The sequence below is a fragment of the Halohasta sp. A2 genome, from assembly GCF_056175805.1.
Window position 1 is genome coordinate 143,125 of record NZ_JAQFWV010000001.1, and the last position, 18,494, is coordinate 161,618.

At 62.3% G+C, this 18,494-nt stretch carries 15 protein-coding genes and 1 pseudogene; 6 read left to right on the top strand and 10 right to left on the bottom strand.

The features are described from left to right. Positions 1-106 precede the first annotated feature (106 nt). Entirely contained in the window at positions 107-1,897 is a 1,791-nt protein-coding gene (locus tag O2S87_RS00775; RefSeq protein ID WP_475406883.1) for an L-aspartate oxidase, read from the top strand. 174 nt (positions 1,898-2,071) lie between these two features. Here O2S87_RS00775 and O2S87_RS00780 read toward each other — a convergent pair whose 3' ends face one another. From O2S87_RS00780 to O2S87_RS00790, 3 genes are all read right to left on the bottom strand, one after another. Further along, positions 2,072-2,533, bottom strand: a complete 462-nt coding sequence (locus O2S87_RS00780) for a hypothetical protein (RefSeq protein WP_475406884.1) — start codon at positions 2,531-2,533, stop codon at positions 2,072-2,074. Between the two features lie 94 nt (positions 2,534-2,627). Next, complete coding sequence (locus O2S87_RS00785) at positions 2,628-3,392, bottom strand: hypothetical protein (protein ID WP_475406885.1); 765 nt, start codon at positions 3,390-3,392, stop codon at positions 2,628-2,630. After that, positions 3,389-3,565, bottom strand: coding sequence for a hypothetical protein (locus O2S87_RS00790; RefSeq protein ID WP_475406886.1), 177 nt, complete (start codon positions 3,563-3,565; stop codon positions 3,389-3,391). The genes O2S87_RS00785 and O2S87_RS00790 overlap by 4 nt, the downstream gene beginning before the upstream one ends. A gap of 135 nt (positions 3,566-3,700) precedes the next feature. On the opposite strand from O2S87_RS00790, the gene lpdA reads away from it, so the two are divergent. Continuing rightward, on the top strand, positions 3,701-5,101 hold the full coding sequence (lpdA, locus tag O2S87_RS00795; RefSeq protein ID WP_475406887.1) for a dihydrolipoyl dehydrogenase: 1,401 nt from the start codon (positions 3,701-3,703) through the stop codon (positions 5,099-5,101). A gap of 79 nt (positions 5,102-5,180) precedes the next feature. Here lpdA and O2S87_RS00800 read toward each other — a convergent pair whose 3' ends face one another. Then, the gene (locus O2S87_RS00800) at positions 5,181-6,248 is read right to left on the bottom strand and encodes a LolA family protein (RefSeq protein WP_475406888.1); all 1,068 of its coding nucleotides are present in this window, start codon (positions 6,246-6,248) and stop codon (positions 5,181-5,183) included. A gap of 124 nt (positions 6,249-6,372) precedes the next feature. On the opposite strand from O2S87_RS00800, the gene O2S87_RS00805 reads away from it, so the two are divergent. The 3 genes from O2S87_RS00805 (at position 6,373) to O2S87_RS00815 (ending at position 10,818) form a co-directional block, all read left to right on the top strand. Then, on the top strand, positions 6,373-7,146 hold the full coding sequence (locus O2S87_RS00805) for an ABC transporter ATP-binding protein (RefSeq protein ID WP_475406889.1): 774 nt from the start codon (positions 6,373-6,375) through the stop codon (positions 7,144-7,146). Continuing rightward, positions 7,146-8,381: an ABC transporter permease gene (locus tag O2S87_RS00810; protein WP_475406890.1), complete on the top strand. Its 1,236-nt coding sequence runs from the start codon at positions 7,146-7,148 to the stop codon at positions 8,379-8,381. Before O2S87_RS00805 ends, O2S87_RS00810 begins: the two co-directional genes overlap by 1 nt. A 70-nt stretch (positions 8,382-8,451) precedes the next feature. Beyond that, positions 8,452-10,818: a DEAD/DEAH box helicase gene (locus tag O2S87_RS00815; protein ID WP_475406891.1), complete on the top strand. Its 2,367-nt coding sequence runs from the start codon at positions 8,452-8,454 to the stop codon at positions 10,816-10,818. A gap of 22 nt (positions 10,819-10,840) precedes the next feature. On the opposite strand, the gene O2S87_RS00820 is transcribed toward O2S87_RS00815, so the two are convergent. From O2S87_RS00820 to O2S87_RS00840, 5 genes are all read right to left on the bottom strand, one after another. Further along, the gene (locus O2S87_RS00820) at positions 10,841-11,839 is read right to left on the bottom strand and encodes a PhoU domain-containing protein (protein ID WP_475406892.1); all 999 of its coding nucleotides are present in this window, start codon (positions 11,837-11,839) and stop codon (positions 10,841-10,843) included. Positions 11,840-12,207: 368 nt separating this feature from the next. Continuing rightward, positions 12,208-13,134 (bottom strand): phosphate ABC transporter ATP-binding protein PstB, encoded by a 927-nt coding sequence (pstB, locus tag O2S87_RS00825; protein ID WP_475406893.1) that lies wholly within the window; start codon positions 13,132-13,134, stop codon positions 12,208-12,210. 5 nt (positions 13,135-13,139) lie between these two features. Further along, positions 13,140-14,774 (bottom strand): phosphate ABC transporter permease PstA, encoded by a 1,635-nt coding sequence (gene pstA, locus O2S87_RS00830; protein WP_475406894.1) that lies wholly within the window; start codon positions 14,772-14,774, stop codon positions 13,140-13,142. A 40-nt stretch (positions 14,775-14,814) separates the two neighbouring features. Then, positions 14,815-15,747: a phosphate ABC transporter permease subunit PstC gene (gene pstC / locus O2S87_RS00835; protein ID WP_475406895.1), complete on the bottom strand. Its 933-nt coding sequence runs from the start codon at positions 15,745-15,747 to the stop codon at positions 14,815-14,817. A gap of 78 nt (positions 15,748-15,825) precedes the next feature. Then, positions 15,826-16,809: a PstS family phosphate ABC transporter substrate-binding protein gene (locus O2S87_RS00840; RefSeq protein ID WP_475406896.1), complete on the bottom strand. Its 984-nt coding sequence runs from the start codon at positions 16,807-16,809 to the stop codon at positions 15,826-15,828. 419 nt (positions 16,810-17,228) lie between these two features. Here O2S87_RS00840 and phoU point away from each other — a divergent pair, with 419 nt between their 5' ends. Further along, positions 17,229-17,900 (top strand): phosphate signaling complex protein PhoU, encoded by a 672-nt coding sequence (phoU, locus tag O2S87_RS00845; RefSeq protein ID WP_475406897.1) that lies wholly within the window; start codon positions 17,229-17,231, stop codon positions 17,898-17,900. Positions 17,901-18,303: 403 nt separating this feature from the next. On the opposite strand, the pseudogene O2S87_RS00850 reads toward phoU, so the two are convergent. Beyond that, positions 18,304-18,494, bottom strand: a pseudogene (locus O2S87_RS00850) (IS4 family transposase); the annotation flags it as partial.

An 18,494-nucleotide genomic window follows, 5' to 3' on the forward strand; every position in this document is an offset into this window, starting at 1 on the left:
TGACAGACAGAGATATTTCGGTACGCCCGCACCTATTGATGAGAATTTTGGTGCATTACGCGTACGCGCGCGCAGGGCTCATAAGTCTCGAATCCCTACCAGTTGTATGGACGAACAGGAGGCTGTAGCGGCTGCCCGTTCGATAACGTACGATCAGATTGACGTTTCAGTGCTGGTCATTGGCGCTGGGGCTGCGGGGGCCCAGAGCGCAATCACGCTCGCCGAACAGGGCGTCGACGACGTCCTCGTGATCGGCAAGCGCAATCATGGTGACGCCCACACAACGTGGGCACGCGGGGGAATCAACGGCGCGCTTGGAACCCACGACCCCGAGGACAGCTGGGAGGTCCACGCTGCCGACACGCTCAACGAGGGCCACTTCCTCAACGACCCCGAGAAGGTCGAGACGGTCGCCAAACAGATGCCCGACCGACTCCGCCAACTCGACGACTGGGGAATGGCGTACTCCCGAACGGAAACCGGAGAGATCGATCAACGCTACTTCGGGGCCCAGTCGTTCCGTCGAACCGCCTTCGCTGGCGATCACACCGGCGAGTCGTTGCTCGATACGCTCGTCGACCGTGCCCAGGAGCTGGAGATCCCCTACCGGGAGAACGTGATGATCACGAAGCTCCTCTCGGACGGCTCGGAGGTTTCGGGCGCGATCGGCTTCGACATGGAGAGCGGTCGGTTCCTGCTGTTCAACGCCGGGAGCGTGATCCTCGCCGCGGGCGGCTACGCCGCGATTTACAACCGCCACACATCTCGTGACGATGAAAACAATGGTGACGGCCCGGCGCTGGCGTACGAGGCCGGAGCCTCGCTGATGGACATGGAGTTCGTCCAGTTCCATCCGACCGGAATGGCCGTCGACGAGAGCGACCCCGACTGGAAGCCGTGGAGCGGTCGGCTCGTCACCGAGGCCGTCCGCGGCGAGGGCGGGCGACTGTTCAACGACGAGGGCGAGCGGTTCATGGAGCGTTACTCGCCAGACCAGATGGAGCTCGACGCCCGCGACGTGGTCGCCCGTGCTATCGCCAAGGAGGTCGCTGAGGGTCGTGGCACCGACAACGGCGGCGTCTATCTCGACATCTCCCACCGCGATGCCGAGTTCATCAAAGAACGACTGCCCCGGATGTACGAACGGTTCGCCGACCTCGGCGTCGACATGGCGGCCGAACCGGTCGAAGTCGCCCCAACCTCCCATTACGGAATGGGTGGAGTCGCCGTGGACGACTACGGCGAAACCGACGTCGACGGCCTGTTCGCTATCGGCGAGACGATGGCCGGTGTCCACGGGGCCAACCGCCTCGGGGGGAACTCGCTGGCCGAGACGGTCGCTTTCGGCGTCGTCACGGGCAACCGGGTCGCCGACCGGGTCGACGGGCCGGGGTCGGTGGCCGACGAACTCGTCGATGAGGTCGCCGAACCACATTTCGCCGATCTCGCCGCGATGGCGTCGAGCGACGGCACCTACGACGTTGCGGAAGTCGTCGGCGAGCTGCAGACGCTGATGTGGGATCACGCCGGCATCCTCCGCGAGGCGACCTCGCTGGCGGCCGGGATCGACACACTCGCCGAAGTGCGTGCCAAAACCGCCGACATGGACGTCGGAGCGCTCACCAGCGAGTCGTTCGAGTTCGCGATCGATCTCGGCTTCATGCTCACGGCCGCCGAGGCAGTGCTCCGTGGGGCGGTCGACCGAACCGAGTCCCGCGGGGCCCACTTCCGGACGGACTATCCCGAGACCGACCCCGACTGGCTGCGCAACATCTACGCGATGGGTTCGGATATCGGCGGGATGCGCCTGGAAACCGAGCCAGTCGGCACACCCAGCGAGGCCGTCCAGGACGCCCTCGACAAGGGCTACGAGCTCGATTACCACCAACTGGAGTAATGCTGTAGCCGCGTTCGTGGCCTCGGGTAATCGGACACTGACCCGAAGCCCGCAGCCATCAGATCGCTATCCAAAATCGATTACGGTCGGCACTGACGGGGTCGAAATTTTCGCAACTCGCAGACCGCAAGCTCTGTTCGGGGCAGATTGTCGGTGTGAAATACCGGTGACAGATTACACTAGCCGGGAGCCGACAGTGACAACCGGGACTAACACGGCGAGATAGGCAGCCGCGGCCAGCGTCCAGTCCCGGCGGATCGCCCCGAGTCGACGGCGCTCGACCCGCGACCGCGGGAGAACGACGATCAGGAAAAAGCCCACCATCAGGACCAGCAGGACGACGGTCGCTGCGAGCGTCGAGACGAGCGAACGGCCGCCAAGCAGTCCCTCGCTCGCCAACAACAGCCAGACGAAAAGCGGGCCGGTCAGCAGGCCAGCGACGTAGTGGACGACCGCCGCCAGCCGACCGGGGGCCTCACCCGGCGGTCGGTCGGTCAACACCCCAGCGGCGATGTACATCGGGGTCTCCCCCTCGGGAAGCCGTGCCATGACGAGGTCCATACCCAGCGTCGCCACGATGCCCGCACCGACCCCGATGGCGAACAGAATCGGGACGGCCAGACTCACAGGATCCATACCGATCGGTCGGATGCAACCCATAATATCGCTTCGAAGCGACGCGATACCCGGATAGCAGCCGACTGAGATCGGTTGGAAAACCGCGGGTCGGCTACTGCTCCATCGGCGTCGAACACCGCAGGCAGAGAACGCTGTTGGCGGTCCAGTTCACGTCGCTCGATTCGCAGTTCGGACACTGGTACTGTTCGCTGTTGTACGCGGTCGTCCCCCTCGGTGCCGCCAGATACCCGCTGTCGACCAGTTGCTCAACGAACATCGGGAACCGTTGCTTTTTGTACCGCACCCGGTGTGCGAGAAATGCTCCCGGTTGGGCGGGATCGCTGCCGTGCAGATCTTCCCACTTGACGGCGATCTCCCCGTTTGCGTTCGACCGGGCGACCTGTTTGATCGGTGCGGCCGCGGCTTGGAACAGCGGCGTCGTGGCCCAGTACTGCGGCGAATCGATACCGTCACCAGCCGCCACATACGCCTCGGCCGCCTCGTCGTACGCCTCTCGGGCCCCGCTCAACCCACCGACAACCTGGAAGTCGGCGACGAACTCCGCCAGACACGCCTGCTGGACCGGTTCGGTGAGCACGTTGGTCAGATCCCGTGCGACTGCGACGCCCTCGACGGCGCGGTGTGTCCCGCGGTCGGCCCGCCCCGCGACCCGGTAGGCGACGGCCGCGACGGCAAGCGCGGCCAGTCCGCGGCCGACCCATCCCTTTTCATCCGGCTCGAACCCACTCCGCCCGTCGTGTGGTGCGATGAGCGTCTGCCAGCCAGCGCGGGTGTACTCGTCGCCCGCAGGCTCGTACGCCCGATCTGCGAGCGCAACGACGGCGTTGGCGTCGTACGCCTCGATCTCGCTGCTCACTGGCGCTCACCGACCGTCGCATGCGTGTGCTCTGTCTCCGAACTGTCCTGCGGCTCCGAACGTTTTCGCGTCTCTGAACTGTCCTGTGGCTCCGGACAGTGTTGTGTCTCCGAGCTGCCCCACGTTTCCGGACTGAGCCGAGTTTGCAGTAGCCGGTCGACGGTCGTGTCCATACCCGCCTATACGGCTGCGTAAGCAAAGCAAGGGTCGGTTCGAGTCGGATCGGCGGGCTGTGCGTACGGATCTCCCGGCCGCAGTAGACAGTCGAACCGAGGAAACACTATGAGGACACGCACCCAATTCGGCGTATGTCCCAAGACACGGACCTCGCGGTCATCGGAGGTGGTCCAGGTGGCTACACGGCGGCCATTCGTGGCGCACAGAAAGGGCTCAACGTCGTCCTCGTCGAGCGCGAGACCGTTGGCGGTGTCTGTCTCAACCACGGCTGCATTCCCGCCAAGGCGTTGATCCACGCCGCGGGCTTCCAGAAGGATATCGACCACTGGAACAGCCTCGGCATCGAGACCGGTCCCGTCGACGTCGACTTCCAAGCGATCCAGGAGTGGAAGGATTCGGTTATCGAGCGGCTCGATGGCCAGGTACTCGACAGCCTGGATCATTACGGCGTCGACCTGATCGAGGGCACCGCCAGCTTCGCCGACTCCACCACGCTCCACGTTGCGGCCGAAGGCGGCACCCAAACAGTCGACTTCGAGACGGCGATCATCGCCACCGGCTCTAGACCGATCGAAATCCCCGGTCTCGAATACGACCGCGAGGGCGTTATCTCCTCACGGGAGATCCTCCAGGTAGACGACGTGCCCGACGAGATCGTCGTTGTAGGCGGCGGCTACATCGGGATGGAGGCCGTAACGAAGTTCACCAAGTTCGGCGCACGCGTCAAGATCGTCGAGGCGCTCGACCGGGTGCTCAGCGAGTTCGAACAAGAGATCGTCGACTCGATCCAAGAAACCAGCGAGATGTACAGCGACGACATCTACACGTCGACGCTGGCTCAGGGCGTCGAGTACGATGACGAGGGAACTCCCGTTCTGGTCGCCGAGAAAGGCGGTGACGAGCTCCGGCTGTCGGGTGACTACATCGTCGTCGCTGCCGGTCGGGAGCCGAACTCGGCGTACGACGAGCTGGTGTTGGAGAACACGACCGTCGAACTCACCGACAACGGCTTTATGGCGGTCGACGATCAGCTCCGAACGACCGACGAGCATATTCTTGCCATTGGCGACGCTGCTGGCCCGCCGTATCTGGCCCACATCGCCTACCGGGACGGCAAGGTCGCCGCCGCGGTGGCTGCCGGCGAGGCGGCGAGCATCGACACCAACTGCATGCCGACGGTCATGTACACCGATCCCGAGGTGGCGGTGGTCGGCCTCTCCGAAGCCGAAGCCACAGAGCAGTACGACAACGTACTGGTCGGCCGGGTGCCGATGCACACGTCGGGTCGGGCACTCACGACCGACAAGACGGCGGGCTATCTCAAAGTCATCGCCGACGCCGACGAGCGGCTACTGGGCGTCCGTATCGTCGGCGCGCGAGCCTCTGATACGATCGCCGAGGCCACCCTCGCACTCGAGATGAACTGCTCGCTCGACGATCTGGCCTCGACGATGCACGCCCATCCGACGTTTCCCGAAACGCTCTCGGAGGCGGCCGAGGCCGCAAAAAACGAGTCGATCCACTGGCACTGAGCAGTCTGTGGGGCTACGCTCCAGTTGGTTTCAGCCACGGTCGACCACAGAGCGCATATAAAAACGGTCGTCGCGGTTGCTATCGAATCTCTTCGGCGATTTCGACGGCCTCGTCGACGTCACCCTCGACGATCACACCGGTCGTCGTCTCGTCGTTGGTCCAGAAGACGGTGGTTTCGTCCTCACGTTCGACGGCGGTCGCCTCCTCGTCGTCGACGGTCACGGTCGTTCCGTCCTCCATATCATCGAGATAGTTCGATGCACCGGTTGCGGTGATGATACTCACTGTTTGGTCATCAGCCGAGTACGCTTGAACGACGGCCTCGCCGTCGGCACTGCTGTACGAGCTGGCTTCTTCGAACTCACCGTCGTCGTACTCCGGCACGTCGAGGTCGGTTGACTCCTCGAGCTCATCGAACTCGTCGAACGTCTCGGTTTCGGTCACCTCGACGCGATCCTCTGGCGGCTCGAATGTACTGTCGTGGATGCTCTCGTCGAACGCTTGGTCGGTCACCTCGACGGTCGTCTCTGTGTCACCGTCGGTGACGCTCATCTGGAGCACGCGGTAGTCGTCGGTCGACACCCAGAGCGTCGACTCGACGTCCTCGTACTTCTCGTCGGCGTCGTCAGTCGGCGTCAGTTCGATGATGTATGCCTCCTCGCCGTCGATGTCGGTGGTCTCGACGAGTTCGGCCTCGACGTCTTCATCCGGTGCGAACTCGCCCGGGTGCTCGTACTCCTCGTGTTCCATGTCCGACGCGTACTCCTCGTGTTCTTTATCCGATGGAATCTCGCGTGCGAAGGCCGTGTCCTCGCCGACAGCCCAGAGGACCTCACCGTCCGAGCCGGTCTCGTAGGTCGAGTCCTCGGCCTCGACGACGAACCTAAACTTATCGGACTCGGCGAACGCGAAGTCGACGGTCGCCTCCGTGGTCTCGCTGTCGTTGGAAACAGTCACGTCTGCGGTTCCGGTCACGGTTTCGGCGTTCTCGTACCGCTCTTCGACGTTGTCGAGGACCTCGTCGCCGGATGGATCCTGGAGTTCGGCGACCGCCGGTAGCCCGACCGCCGCGCCAGCAGCCACCAGCCCGAGTACAACGACCGCCACGATGACGGCGACGCCACGATTCGAGTCGGATACTCTCATTATCAAACTATTGTGCTTGCAGCGTAAGTACATTACTCAGGGGAGACTGAATTAGCCGCTGACAGTCGACGCAGCCCACGACGCGGCGGCGAACGTTCATAGTTCGGGCCACCCAACAAGCGCTGTGAGCGAGACCGACCGCCCCCACCCAACTGAGGACACTGATGCAACAGTTGTCGTCGACGGCGTCAGCAAACAGTACACCGTCGGCAACACGGTCACGGCCCTCGATGACGTGAGCCTCGAACTCCCACGGGGCTCTTACACCGCGATCATGGGTCCCAGTGGCTCCGGTAAGAGCACACTCATGAATCTCATTGGCGGCCTCGATACGCCCTCTGAGGGCCACGTTACGCTCGACGGCCGGGACGTGTCGGCGGCCAGCGAGAACGACCGCGCCGCGATCCGAGGGACGGAGATCGGCTTCGTTTTTCAGACGTTCAACCTCATGCCGCGGCTCACCGCCGTCGAGAACGTCGCTCTCCCGCTCGTGTTCGACGGCTGGAAGCCCGAACCCCGCCGCGAGCGCGCCCACGAGTTGCTCGCCGAGGTCGGACTGGCCGACCGCACCGATCACCTCCCCTCGGAACTCAGCGGTGGCCAACGCCAGCGGGTCGCCATCGCCCGTGCGCTGGCTCCCGACCCCGCGCTCATCCTCGCCGACGAGCCGACTGGCAACGTCGACACCGACACCGGCGGGCGAATCTTGGATCTGTTCGACGAGCTGCACGCCGCTGGTAATACGCTGCTCGTGGTGACCCACGAACGCCACGTCGCCACCCGTGCCGACCGGATCGTCCACATCCGAGACGGCCGGATTCAGTCGATCGAGGACCTGACGGAGGCGAGCGGGGGAACGGACGACAGCGCGGCAGATAACGCGGAGGCGGTCGACTGATGGACGGCCGCGAGGGGGTTCGAATCGCCGTCCGGTCGGTCCGGGCCCACAAACTCCGGTCGGCGCTGACGGTGCTCGGCATCGTCATCGGCATCGCCTCGGTGATCACCTTCGCTACCTTTGGGGCCAGCGTCCAAGCCGAGATCGTCGGCGATATCAGCGACAGCAGCGCGGGCAACATCTACGTTTTCGGGACCCCTGAGGGCGAGCAGGGCTTCGACCAGGCACTCCAGCCGATCATCACCGAACACGACATCGACAGACTTCGGGAGATCGACGGCGTCGACGCGGTGCTTCCCCGAGGCATTATACAGGTCGAATCAGTGAGGCAGGGCAACGACACTCTCGCCAGCCAGCAGGTGACGGCGACGACGCCCGCCAGCATCACCGACGACTCGCTCGTTTCGGGCCGCGCGTTCGACTCCGGCGAAAACGAGGTCGTCGTCAACGAGCGAATGGCCGACTCCTTTTCGGAGAACTTCACTGCGGGGTCGACGCTGACGATGGTTCTGGCCGACGGCGAGGAGCGAACCGTCACCGTCGTCGGCATCGTCGACGGGACGCGCGGCGAACTCCCGGTCAACGACTTCGCCCGCCAGCCGCAGATCTACGCCCCCGTCGATCCCTTCTACGAGTCGGTCGTCGAGAGTCCAAACACGGGGGTACGACAGCAAGCCTATCCGCAGGTGACCGTCGTCGCCGATCCTCGCGAGATCCCCGGGACGAAGACCGCCATCGAGGCCTACCTCTCGGGGGACTCGGATGCCCGCCAGCTGTCGGCAGACGACACTGAGTTGGTCGCCCAGTCGGGCAGCGACTTCGTCGACTCGATTAGCGACGTAATCGAGCAGATCACCCGCTTCGTGACCGGGATCGGCGTTATCTCGCTGGTCGTCGGGGCCATCGGCATCGCCAACGTGATGCTGGTTAGCGTCACCGAACGGACCCGTGAGATCGGGATTATGAAAGCCGTCGGCGCGCGGAACCGCGACGTGATGGGGGTGTTCCTCGTCGAGGCCGCGCTGCTCGGCACGCTTGGCTCGATTCTCGGTGTTCCGCTGGGTATCCTCGTGGGGTTCGGGGCAACGCGATACGCCGAAGTGACCTTCGCGCTGGCTCCGGGCTGGATGGCGCTGGCGGTCATCGTCGGCATCGTCGTCGGTGTCGTCGCTGGGCTGTATCCGGCGTGGCGCGCGGCTCGTGTCGACCCTATCGACGCCTTGCGCCACGAGTGAGACTGCTGTCTCACGATCTAACTGGTGAACCGACCACAATCGGTATGGTTCCAGCCCGCCGAGACAGACTGTGAACGAGTTGGTCGACTGGCTTCGGGCTCGCCCCTATTACGACGGCCAGATCGCTGCCCACCGCACCCTCCCGCCCCGCGACTCTACGACCACCGACATCCCGCTCGAACCGCGGCTCGAATCGGCGCTCGCCGACCGCGGTGTCGACTCCCTTTATAAACACCAGGCCGAGGCTATCGAAGCGATCCGCGATGGCGAGAACGTCGTTGTCGCCACCGAGACTGCCAGCGGCAAGAGCCTGGCCTACACCGTCCCGGCGTTCGAGCGAGCGATGGATCACGGTGGCCGTACTCTCTACCTCGGCCCCCAAAACGCTCTCATCGCCGACCAGCAGGAATCGCTCACGGATCTTTCTCACGCCCTTGGCTTCGGGAGTCGCGTCTCGGTCGACCAGTACACCGGTCGGCTCTCGAAAACCGAAAAACGGGCTGTTCGCGACCGGATGCCGACGGTCCTGCTTTCGAACCCCGATATGCTCCACTACGCGCTGTTGCCCTATGCCGACCGGCTCTGGGACTGGTTTTTCAAGTCGCTCGAACTTGTCGTGATCGACGAAGTCCACAGCTACCGCGGCGTCTTCGGCACCCAGGTCGCGCTCGTCCTTCGTCGGCTTAACCGCATTTGTGAGCGCTACGACGCCGATCCGCAGTTCGTCTGCTGTTCGGCGACGATTGGGAACCCAATCGAACACGCCTCCAGGATCACCGGCCGCGAGGAATCCTCGTACCGGCTGGTCGACGACGACGCCAGTGCCCGCGGGCCACGCCACTGGCTGCTGTGGAACCCACCCGAGTACGACGACGGCTGGCAGTCACGGGGCTCGGGTCGACGCCGGTCGAGCCACACGGAGTCGAAACAGCTGTTCGTCGACCTCGTCTCGCGTGGCTCTCAGACGCTCGCCTTCACTCGTGCTCGACAAGCCGCCGAGCAGTACGCCACCGAGAGCGCACAGGAACTCCGCGAACGCGGCGAGAACGACCTCGCAGGCAAGGTTCGCGCCTACCAGGCCGCGCTCAAACACGGGACTCGTCGGGAGATAGAGGCCGACCTCCAGTCGGGCGACCTTCGGGGGATCTGGAGCACGAACGCCCTCGAACTCGGCGTCGACGTCGGCGGGCTCGACGCGGTCATTCTCGACGGCTACCCCGGCACCCGGATGTCGGCCAGCCAGCAGGCCGGGCGGGCGGGCCGCGGCACCGATCCCGCGCTGGTCGCCTTCGTCGGCGGCGAGGACCAGTTGGATCAGTACCTGATGAAACATCCCGACGAGTTTTTCGAGGCCGACCCCGAACGCGCCGTTTCGGACCCCGAGAACCGCGAACTCCTGCCGGACCACGTCGCCAGCGCGGCGATCGAAAACTGGCTGTCGACCGACGACGAACGGCACTTCGGCGGCGCGTTTCCCGATATCGTCGCGCAGCTGGAACGCGAGGGTCGACTCGAACGCCGCCAGACGAACGGGGGGATTCGGTGGACCTACAGCGGCGACGGCAGCCCCCAACACGAGATGAGCCTGCGGACCGTTGGCGATCGGGAGGTCGACCTGCTCGATGCCCGCTCGAACGACGTGATCGCCACCCTTGGTTTCGACGATGCCCTGCGTGACGCCCACCGCGGAGCCGTCTATCACCAGCAGGGCCAAACGTACGAGGTCAGCACCCTCGATCTAGACCGCGACGTGGCCGAACTCCAGCCGTCGTGGGCCGACTACTACACGCAAGTCCTCTCGGACAAATCGATCGTCGTTAACGAGGATCTCTCTGAAAAGGCACTGCCGTACGACGCAGGCGACGAGCGGTCGACGGTCCACTTCGCTGATGTCACGATGACCGAGCGAATCACCGGCTTCCAGCGAAAAGACCGCAAGACGGGTGATACGATCGGCGAGGAGGACCTCGATCTCCCGGAGACGACCCTTCGGACGAAGGCACTGTACTTCACGGTTCCACCCGCGGTCGAGGCCGACCTTCGCGCCGATCACACCGACGACGAATTTAATGGGGCCATCCACGCCGCCGAACACGGCATGATCTCTCTGTTTCCCTTCATGCTGCTTTGCGATCGTGGCGATATCGGTGGGATTTCGACGCCCTACCATCCCCACACCGAGCGGGCGACCGTGTTTATATACGACGGCTACCCCGGCGGCGTCGGCCTCACCGAGGCGGGCTTTTCGATCGTCGACGAACTCATGACGCGGACGGCCGACCTCATTTCGGACTGCGACTGCGCTGACGGCTGTCCGGCCTGCGTCCAATCCCCGCAGTGCGGCAACGGCAACGAGCCGCTGACGAAAGCGCCCGCAGTGACACTTCTACATAGGCTGGCCGATGCCGATCAGGACTCGAACGGCTCGTCGAGATAGATCTCGTCAAGGTCGACGACCGCTATGGGGTCGGCGCGGCCTTCTGGAGTGCGGTTTCGGCGATGTTGCCGCCGTAGTCGGCGGTTCGCGACACCGAGTCAACGATGAGTCCGACCAACTGGGCACGTGCCGGGTCGAGTTCACGGAGCAGCTCGTCGATACCGCGAGCGGTCGCGTCGACGTCTCGAACCCGTTTTCTGACGTCGTTTGCGAGTCGCGTCGCTTCCTCGCTGTCGTCGGTAAACAGCGCGTCCATCCCGCCGTCGATGACGGTGACGACCTCGGCGTGGAGCTCGTCGAGGGCATCCAGAACTTCCTCGGGAACCTCGCGTTCGATGTTGAGTGTGAGATGGGCGATCTTGGTCGCGTGGTCGCCGATCCGTTCGAGCTGGCGGGCGCTCGAATGGTAGTCGAAACAGACCTCTCGTGGAAGTCCGAGCTCCTCGCTGGCCTTCGGGGTGCGGAGGGTGGCCCGAAAGATCCGCGAGACGACCATCCACAGCCGGTCGACGTCGTCGTCGCGCTGGATGATGTCGGCGGCGAGATCGCGGTCGAGCTCCCGCAGTGCCAGGAGGGCGTCTTCGAGCATCGATGAGGCAATGAGTCGCATACGGGTGACGGCGTTGTGGATCGAAAGCTCCGAGGAGTCAAGCAGATCCCGGATCACGATCTCGGTTTTGGTCTCTTCGAGGACTTCGAGGCCAACGAGACTCTGGGTCGCCTCGCGGATCGTCCGGCGCTGGTCGTTGGTGATCCGGCCGCTTTCGAGTGTGATGATGTCGAAGCCGCTGACGTACATCGTCGTTACCGCGCGAATCAACTCGGTCCCCTCCAGCGAGGTGATATCGAGCGTTCCCTCGGTTCGTTCGTCGCCACCGGCGGGCGTCATGAACAACGAGTCACCCTCGGGGTAGAACTCGACAGTGCTTCCGGCGCTCACCCCGTTGTCGTTGGCCCACGTCTTGGGAATCGAGACGGTGTACGTCGACCCACCTGTCACTTGGACTTTCCGCGTCTCCATACTGAACTATCACGAGAGATACGTGATAAAGGTACCCATATATGTAGTTACAGTTGTGTCAACATAGTCTCGTATCAAGCCACAGAACGGGTTCAGAGCCAATCTATGTGTGTTTTACTGTAATAGTTGTCGTATGATAAACCGTGTCATATACAATACTATATAGTTTTATGAGAGGTATATTTTCGCGTATTCTCGGATTGGTTTCGACTCAGGAGTCGACCATCCAGCTGGTCGATCACTTGGGGTCGACGAGACGGTGTCGCGTGTTCACCGTCACGGAAGCGAGAACAGCCTTATAAATACGTCTCCAAAATCCACACTCACAAAAATCACAGCCACAAAACCCACCAGTCGTCGTCGACCGATCAGCCGAATTTGCCGGTGATGTAGTCTTCGACCCGCTGGTTGTCGGGGTTCTCGAAGATGTCCTTGGTGTCGCCGTACTCGACGAGTTCGCCGCCGGTGAGGAACACGGCGGTTTTGTCGGAGATGCGAGCGGCCTGCTGCATGTTGTGGGTAACGATAATGACCGTGTACTCTTCGGCGAGATCGGCGATCAGGTCCTCGATCTTCGAAGTCGCCACGGGGTCGAGCGCCGAGGCGGGTTCGTCCATCAAAATCACGTCTGGATCGGGTGCAATCGCCCGAGCGATACAGAGTCGCTGCTGTTGGCCGCCCGAGAGTTCGAGGCCGGATTCGTCGAGTCTGCCCTCGACTTCTTCGAGCAGGGCGGCTCGTTCGAGCGCTCGATGTACTTTTTCGTCAGTGACTGCTTTGTCCTGGACTTCGAGGCCGAATGCGACGTTGTCGTAGATGCTTTTCGGGAAGGGGTTGGGCTGTTGAAACACCATGCCGATCTTTCGCCGCAAGGCGACCGGATCGACGTCGTCGTCGTAGATGTTTTTCTCCTCGAAGCGAACGTCACCGTCGACGTGTGCGATATCAATGAGATCGTTCATCCGGTTGAGACACCGGAGGAACGTGGATTTGCCACAGCCCGAGGGGCCAATGAGTGCCGTCACGCGGCGTTCGGGAACCTCTATCGAAACCGACTGGAGTGCCTGCTCGTCGCCGTAGTACACGTCGAGATCACGCGTTTGGATGGCTGTTTCGGCCGCTCGCGTCCGTTCGTCGTCATCGTCCGAGACCGTGAACGACGACGACACGTCGACGAGTTTCTCCGTCTCGTTTTCGGCTTGTGTTTGGGTAGCATCATCGGTCGACGACGAGACGCCGCCGTCGGTTTCGATTCGCCTCGCGGGTCGGTCCGTCGGACTGTCAGTAGGGTTCATGAGTATCAGGTTCGTTGTGAGCGGTTTCGCAGCACGATCGCCGCGGCGTTCATCGTCAACAGCACGACCAGCAGCGTCACGACACCCGCCGCAAGCACACCGTAGCGGAACTCGGTCGAGACCTGTGTGGACCATGAGAAGATCTGCCTCGGCATCGCCCCGGTCCGGCTGAAAAACGAGTCCGGCGAGATGCGAACGGTCGAGGCGACACTGATCATCAGCAGTGGCGCGGTCTCGCCGATTGCCCGACCGAGCGCGAGGATCGTCCCGGTGAAGATCCCGGCCAGCGATTCGGGTAGCACGACGTTTCTGACCGTCTGCCACTTGGTCGCGCCCATCGCATAGGAGGCCTGTCGACGCGAGTCGGGCACCGCCCGAATCGCCTCCTGGGTCGAGATGATGACGATTGGGAGGATCAACAGGCCGACCGTAAAGCCAGCAACGACAGCGGTCCCGCGGCCCATCCCGATGAGGTTGATAAAGATCGCCAACCCGAGCACACCGTAGACGATCGACGGAACGCCGGCGAGGTTAGCGATGTTGACTTGAATCAGCTCGACGACTTTTCCGAAGCGACCCTGTGTGCTGGCGTACTCCTCGAGATACATGGCCGCACCGATTCCCACCGGGAACGCTGATAGCACGATCACGATGAGGATCAACACCGAACCGACGAGCGTCGGATAGATCCCGGCTTCGTACGGGTCGGTGCTGTGCGGGCTCGTCAGGAACTGCATGTTGAGCCACGCATCGGGGCCAGCGAAGCCGAGCAGGTCGGCCGCAGTCAGCCCGACGAAAATACCGGCGACGACGACCACGGGGAAGGCGAGCCCCGAGAGGCCCTTGTCGTTTCGGGCGACGTGGTCGACGTAGACGACGAGCGCGCCGACGATTGGCGTGATGAAGACGAACCAGGCTGTCGGATCGATCCCGACCAGTGGGCCGACACCCAACCCGGCGAGGCCACCGACGGCGGTGATTCCCGCGGCGATCGCACCGTCACGGTCGGCCTCTCGGACGGCTCGAACGCGCCACCCGACGACCGCCGCGATTGGCAGGACGAACGCGGCAATCAGCGAAATCAGATCGTTCGGTAACACCGGCAGCATGAACAGGAGGTCCCCGAGGCTTGGGACAACCGACGGCACTCCGACGACTACGAGCAGTGGTACGAGAACAGAGACAGCGGCTCGTTCGATGGCGGCGTCATGTCGCAGCCGCGAGTGGGCCGCAACGATGCCAGCCGCAACGACAATAGAGACGGTCAGAACGAACCACTCGCGTGGCGAGACGATATGGCTAAACAGCAGCCAGAGACCGCCGGAGACAAGCCCGACGAGCACGGGCAGCCCGAGCGCCGTGTAGGCGACCTGTCCGGCCGACCGATCCCGTCGATAGTAGTAGCCCGCCAGCAGGACAATAGGGGCGACGACGGTCAGACCCATCGTTGCGAGCCATCCCGGATCGGCCGACAGCGGGTTGAACGCGTCGTTGGCGACGTACAGCAGGAAGACGAGCATCAGCGCCAGCGTGACCACGGTCGCCCCGAGACAGGTCCATTTAAAAACCCGGCCGCGGAGTCGACCGACCATCTCCGAGGAGCCAAACCACGTCTCTGTGGCCGGTGTTTCGCTGGCCATTATCGGCTCACCTCACTGTGCTGTCGAACGTGTTGGTCGTTCATTGGTACACCTCACGGTAGCGGGCAGCGATGCGGTTGCTTGCGAGATTCATCAGAAACGTGATTGCGAACAGCGTCAGGCCGATAGCGAACATACTGTAGTATTCTGGTGAGCCACCGGTGGCGTCACTCGTGACGGCGTTGACCATCGCAGCGGTCATCGTCCGGCCCGACTCGGTCAAACTCCCGAACGGATTGGCCGGATCAAACAGATTCGTCTGAAGCCCACCGGCCATGACGACGATCATCGTCTCGCCGATCGCTCGCGAAAGCGCGAGAATGTACGACGAAAAAACCCCCGAGACGGCCGCCGGAATGACGATCCGCGTCGACACTTCGTACTTGGTCGCACCGAGTCCGTAGCCCGCCTGTCGGAGCGAGTCGGGCACCGCGCTCATCGCGTCTTCGGAGAGCGACGAGACCATCGGGACGATGAGGATGCCGACCATGATCGACGCACTGAGGAGATTAAAGCTCCCGAGCGGGAGGCCCAGATCACGAAGCCACGGCGTCAGGTACACCAAGGCGAGATAGCCGTAGACGACCGTCGGGATGCCCGCGAGGATTTCGAGGGCGGGTTTGATCACCGAGCGCATCTTCGGGCTGGCGTACTCCGAGAGGTAGACTGCCGCCGCCGTCCCGATTGGGATCGCCACCAGTGCGGAGACGACGGTGACGATCAGCGTCGAACTCACCAGCGGCCAGACGCCGTACATCCCGCTTCTCGGTTCCCATTCGAGTTCTGTTAGAAACCCGACGACCGACGTTTCTTCGAACCCGAAGAACGTGATCGTGTCGTAGGCAAGCGTAAACAGAATGCTTGCGGTCACAAATATGGTCAGTGCGGCACAAGAAAACAACAACACACCGACCAGCTTTTCTTTGACATCGCGGTCGGTCGCCCCGCGCGTCAACGCTGATTCGCCATTCATTGGTGATTCATAGATTCTGTGTGGTAGGCTTAATTCATTCGTGATTCGACAGCGGGGTTCACAACGGACGCAAGCCGATTAGGCGTACTCTTCGAGCTCTGAGAGGTTGTCGTCGACTTGTTCTTGATTCGACTGAACGTAGCCGATCTCATCGGCAATGAAGTCCGCACTGGAGTTTTCGAGGTAGTACTCGGTGAAGTTGTACACCTGTTCTTTCTCCGACAACGAGTCTGCGCTCGCGTAAATGAACAGCGGCCGGGCCATCGGGTAGCTGCCCTCAGAGGCGGCCTCCAGGCTCGGTTCAGTAGGCTCGTCATCCTCGCTTTCGGCGATCGCGAGCGCCTTGAGGTCGTCTTCGTTTTCCTGGTAGTACGCATAGCCGAAGTAACCGATCGAATACTCGTTGTTCGAGATTCCCGTGACAATCGTGTTGTCGTCTTCGGTCGGCTCGTAGTCGCCGCGGTGGTTTCCAGATTCGCCGATGACGTTCTCGGTGAACCAGTCGAACGTTCCCGAAGTGTCGTCGGGGCCGAACAGTTCGAACTCCTCGTCGGGCCACTCGGAGTTGACGTCGGCCCACGTCTCGGCGCGGTCGTCGTCGCCGGTCCAGATCTGGGCCAGCTCGTCGAACGTCATGCTGTCGACCCAGTCGTTGTCGGGGCTAACCGCCATCACGACCGCGTCACCCGCGATCTCGAACTCGACGGGTTCGATATCGTTTCCGTCACAGTCTTCGATCTCTTCGTCCTGAATCGGACGGGAGGCACCGTTGATGTCCGAATCGCCGGGGCAGAAGTCGTTGGCGAAGCCGCCACCGCTGCCGGTCGAGTCGGCCGAAACGCTGACGCCATCGTTTTCATCCATATACCGCTCGGCCATCTCGTCGGAGATGGGGTAGACTGTACTCGAGCCAGTGACGATGACTTCCTCGACCCCATCGTCGTCGTCGGAGCCGGTGCTGGTACATCCGGCGATACCAACGGCACCGACCGAGCCAGCGCCGACAAGGAACTTACGTCGTGATACTGAACCGAGAGAACGGCTGTGGTCCTTTCCTGCCATCACTCCACTGTTTGGATACGGAACTAAAATACGATGCTATGAGTAGTATATACCCTCACAAGAACAATATAGAACTATATATTTTATTTATATTTTACGTGGACTCAGACCATCGAACCTATTGTCGACTCCATACACCACAGTAGTCCACTTAGCAGCCCCTTTAGTGGGCCTTGCGGTAGTGATTCTCGACGAACAGGTGCCCGTTCGTATTGACTGCCGAACGTCGCGGCGAGCGCTCATCCTCACCACAGAGATCACGTATGGAAACCCAACAGTCCGACTCACTCATCACGGGGGGCTTGGCGAGTAGTGCCACTGGCCACCCCAGCGTCGCTAACAACACAGGACGGTCGTCGACCGGTCTCGACGTGCTCTCAATGCGTCTCGAACACCCTAGTACGGGTGTCTGCGGGTAGATGTCCCGCAGCGAGTACACCGAGCAACTGACCTGGCTCACCACCGAAATCGTCCTCCTGGGCGAACTGGTCGTCGACCGCTACGACAACGCCTGTAGAGCCGCCGCGACCGGCGACCGCTGGCTCGCCGAGTCGGTGGTCTCCGGAGACGATGAGATCAACGAGCGGTATCTCGAACTCGAAGCCCAGTGTACCGATCTGATCGCGCTCCAACAACCGGTTGCGGGCGACCTGCGGCTCGTTACGGCCTCGTTCAAGATCCTCACTGCTCTCGAACGAATCGGTGATCTCGCCACGAACCTCGCCGCCCACACCCGCCCTGGACACCAGGGAATTCATCCCGCCGTCGATATCGCGGCCCTCGGCGGGCAGGCCGGTGAGATGGTCGAAGCATCGATCAAAGCCTACGAGTCGACCGATCCCGAGGCGTGCCGGGCGGTCGCCGCCCGCGACGACGCGCTCGATGCGGACTGCGAGCGGACCACCGAGCGGATCATTCGGTCGCTTCTGACCGACGACGCGGCGGTCCCCGGCGGCCGCGAGGCCGCCAGCACGGCCGCTTCTCGTGGCTTGCTGACGGTTCGGGACATCGAACGCGTCGGCGACCACGCGGTCAACATCGCCGCGCGGAGTTTATATATGGTCGACGGCGACGATGGGCTGCTCTACTGAGAGTCCGAGCCTGTCACCAGCATCCGCGCGAGCGGCGCGAGCGCGGTTCCCCGAGGGCGAGGCCGAAGGCCAAGCCGTCCGCGTTTTTCATCGAAGTGTTTGCGCCGAGTGGTTCGCCGGGGCGAACCCGAGGCGGAAAAAGTTCGGCGCTTGCAGTCTTGCACTCAAGCGATATTTGATTTATGAGTGACATCCTCCCCGTCGTAAACGACTGTCTCTTACCCATAATTCAGTGACAGAATCTAAAACTAACTAAATAAGGTCTGAAAATAAATAATTGGTCAAAATTAGTATATTATTCCGACGGCCTCCGATAGGACTGGATTATACTCAGAAGTCTACCAATGAAATAATAGAATCAAATCCATTCTACGGTGGATGTCGCTGAATGAGCGGCCAGCGCTCATTCAGCACCAAGTTCGTAACCCTCTGCCCACATGCGAAGCTTTTGCAGTCCCTTCCACATCGTCTGCCAGCCTGGCGGTGGATCCGATCCACGGTCTAAGTATCCACCAAGTTTCGCTACGTGTATTGCATACGCTTTACCGTTCTTCCCGCTCAGTTCTGGAAATTTCGTTTCCAGAACTGCGCGTT

Coding starts and splice junctions, on each gene's coding strand:
- O2S87_RS00800 (WP_475406888.1), bottom strand. CDS start 6,248: ATGAGAGTATCCGACTCGAATCGTGGCGTCGCCGTCATCGTGGCGGTC.
- O2S87_RS00775 (WP_475406883.1), top strand. CDS start 107: ATGGACGAACAGGAGGCTGTAGCGGCTGCCCGTTCGATAACGTACGAT.
- pstB (WP_475406893.1), bottom strand. CDS start 13,134: ATGAACCCTACTGACAGTCCGACGGACCGACCCGCGAGGCGAATCGAA.
- pstA (WP_475406894.1), bottom strand. CDS start 14,774: ATGGCCAGCGAAACACCGGCCACAGAGACGTGGTTTGGCTCCTCGGAG.
- phoU (WP_475406897.1), top strand. CDS start 17,229: ATGTCCCGCAGCGAGTACACCGAGCAACTGACCTGGCTCACCACCGAA.
- pstC (WP_475406895.1), bottom strand. CDS start 15,747: ATGAATGGCGAATCAGCGTTGACGCGCGGGGCGACCGACCGCGATGTC.
- O2S87_RS00780 (WP_475406884.1), bottom strand. CDS start 2,533: ATGGATCCTGTGAGTCTGGCCGTCCCGATTCTGTTCGCCATCGGGGTC.
- O2S87_RS00810 (WP_475406890.1), top strand. CDS start 7,146: ATGGACGGCCGCGAGGGGGTTCGAATCGCCGTCCGGTCGGTCCGGGCC.
- O2S87_RS00790 (WP_475406886.1), bottom strand. CDS start 3,565: ATGGACACGACCGTCGACCGGCTACTGCAAACTCGGCTCAGTCCGGAA.
- O2S87_RS00820 (WP_475406892.1), bottom strand. CDS start 11,839: ATGGAGACGCGGAAAGTCCAAGTGACAGGTGGGTCGACGTACACCGTC.
- O2S87_RS00840 (WP_475406896.1), bottom strand. CDS start 16,809: ATGGCAGGAAAGGACCACAGCCGTTCTCTCGGTTCAGTATCACGACGT.
- lpdA (WP_475406887.1), top strand. CDS start 3,701: ATGTCCCAAGACACGGACCTCGCGGTCATCGGAGGTGGTCCAGGTGGC.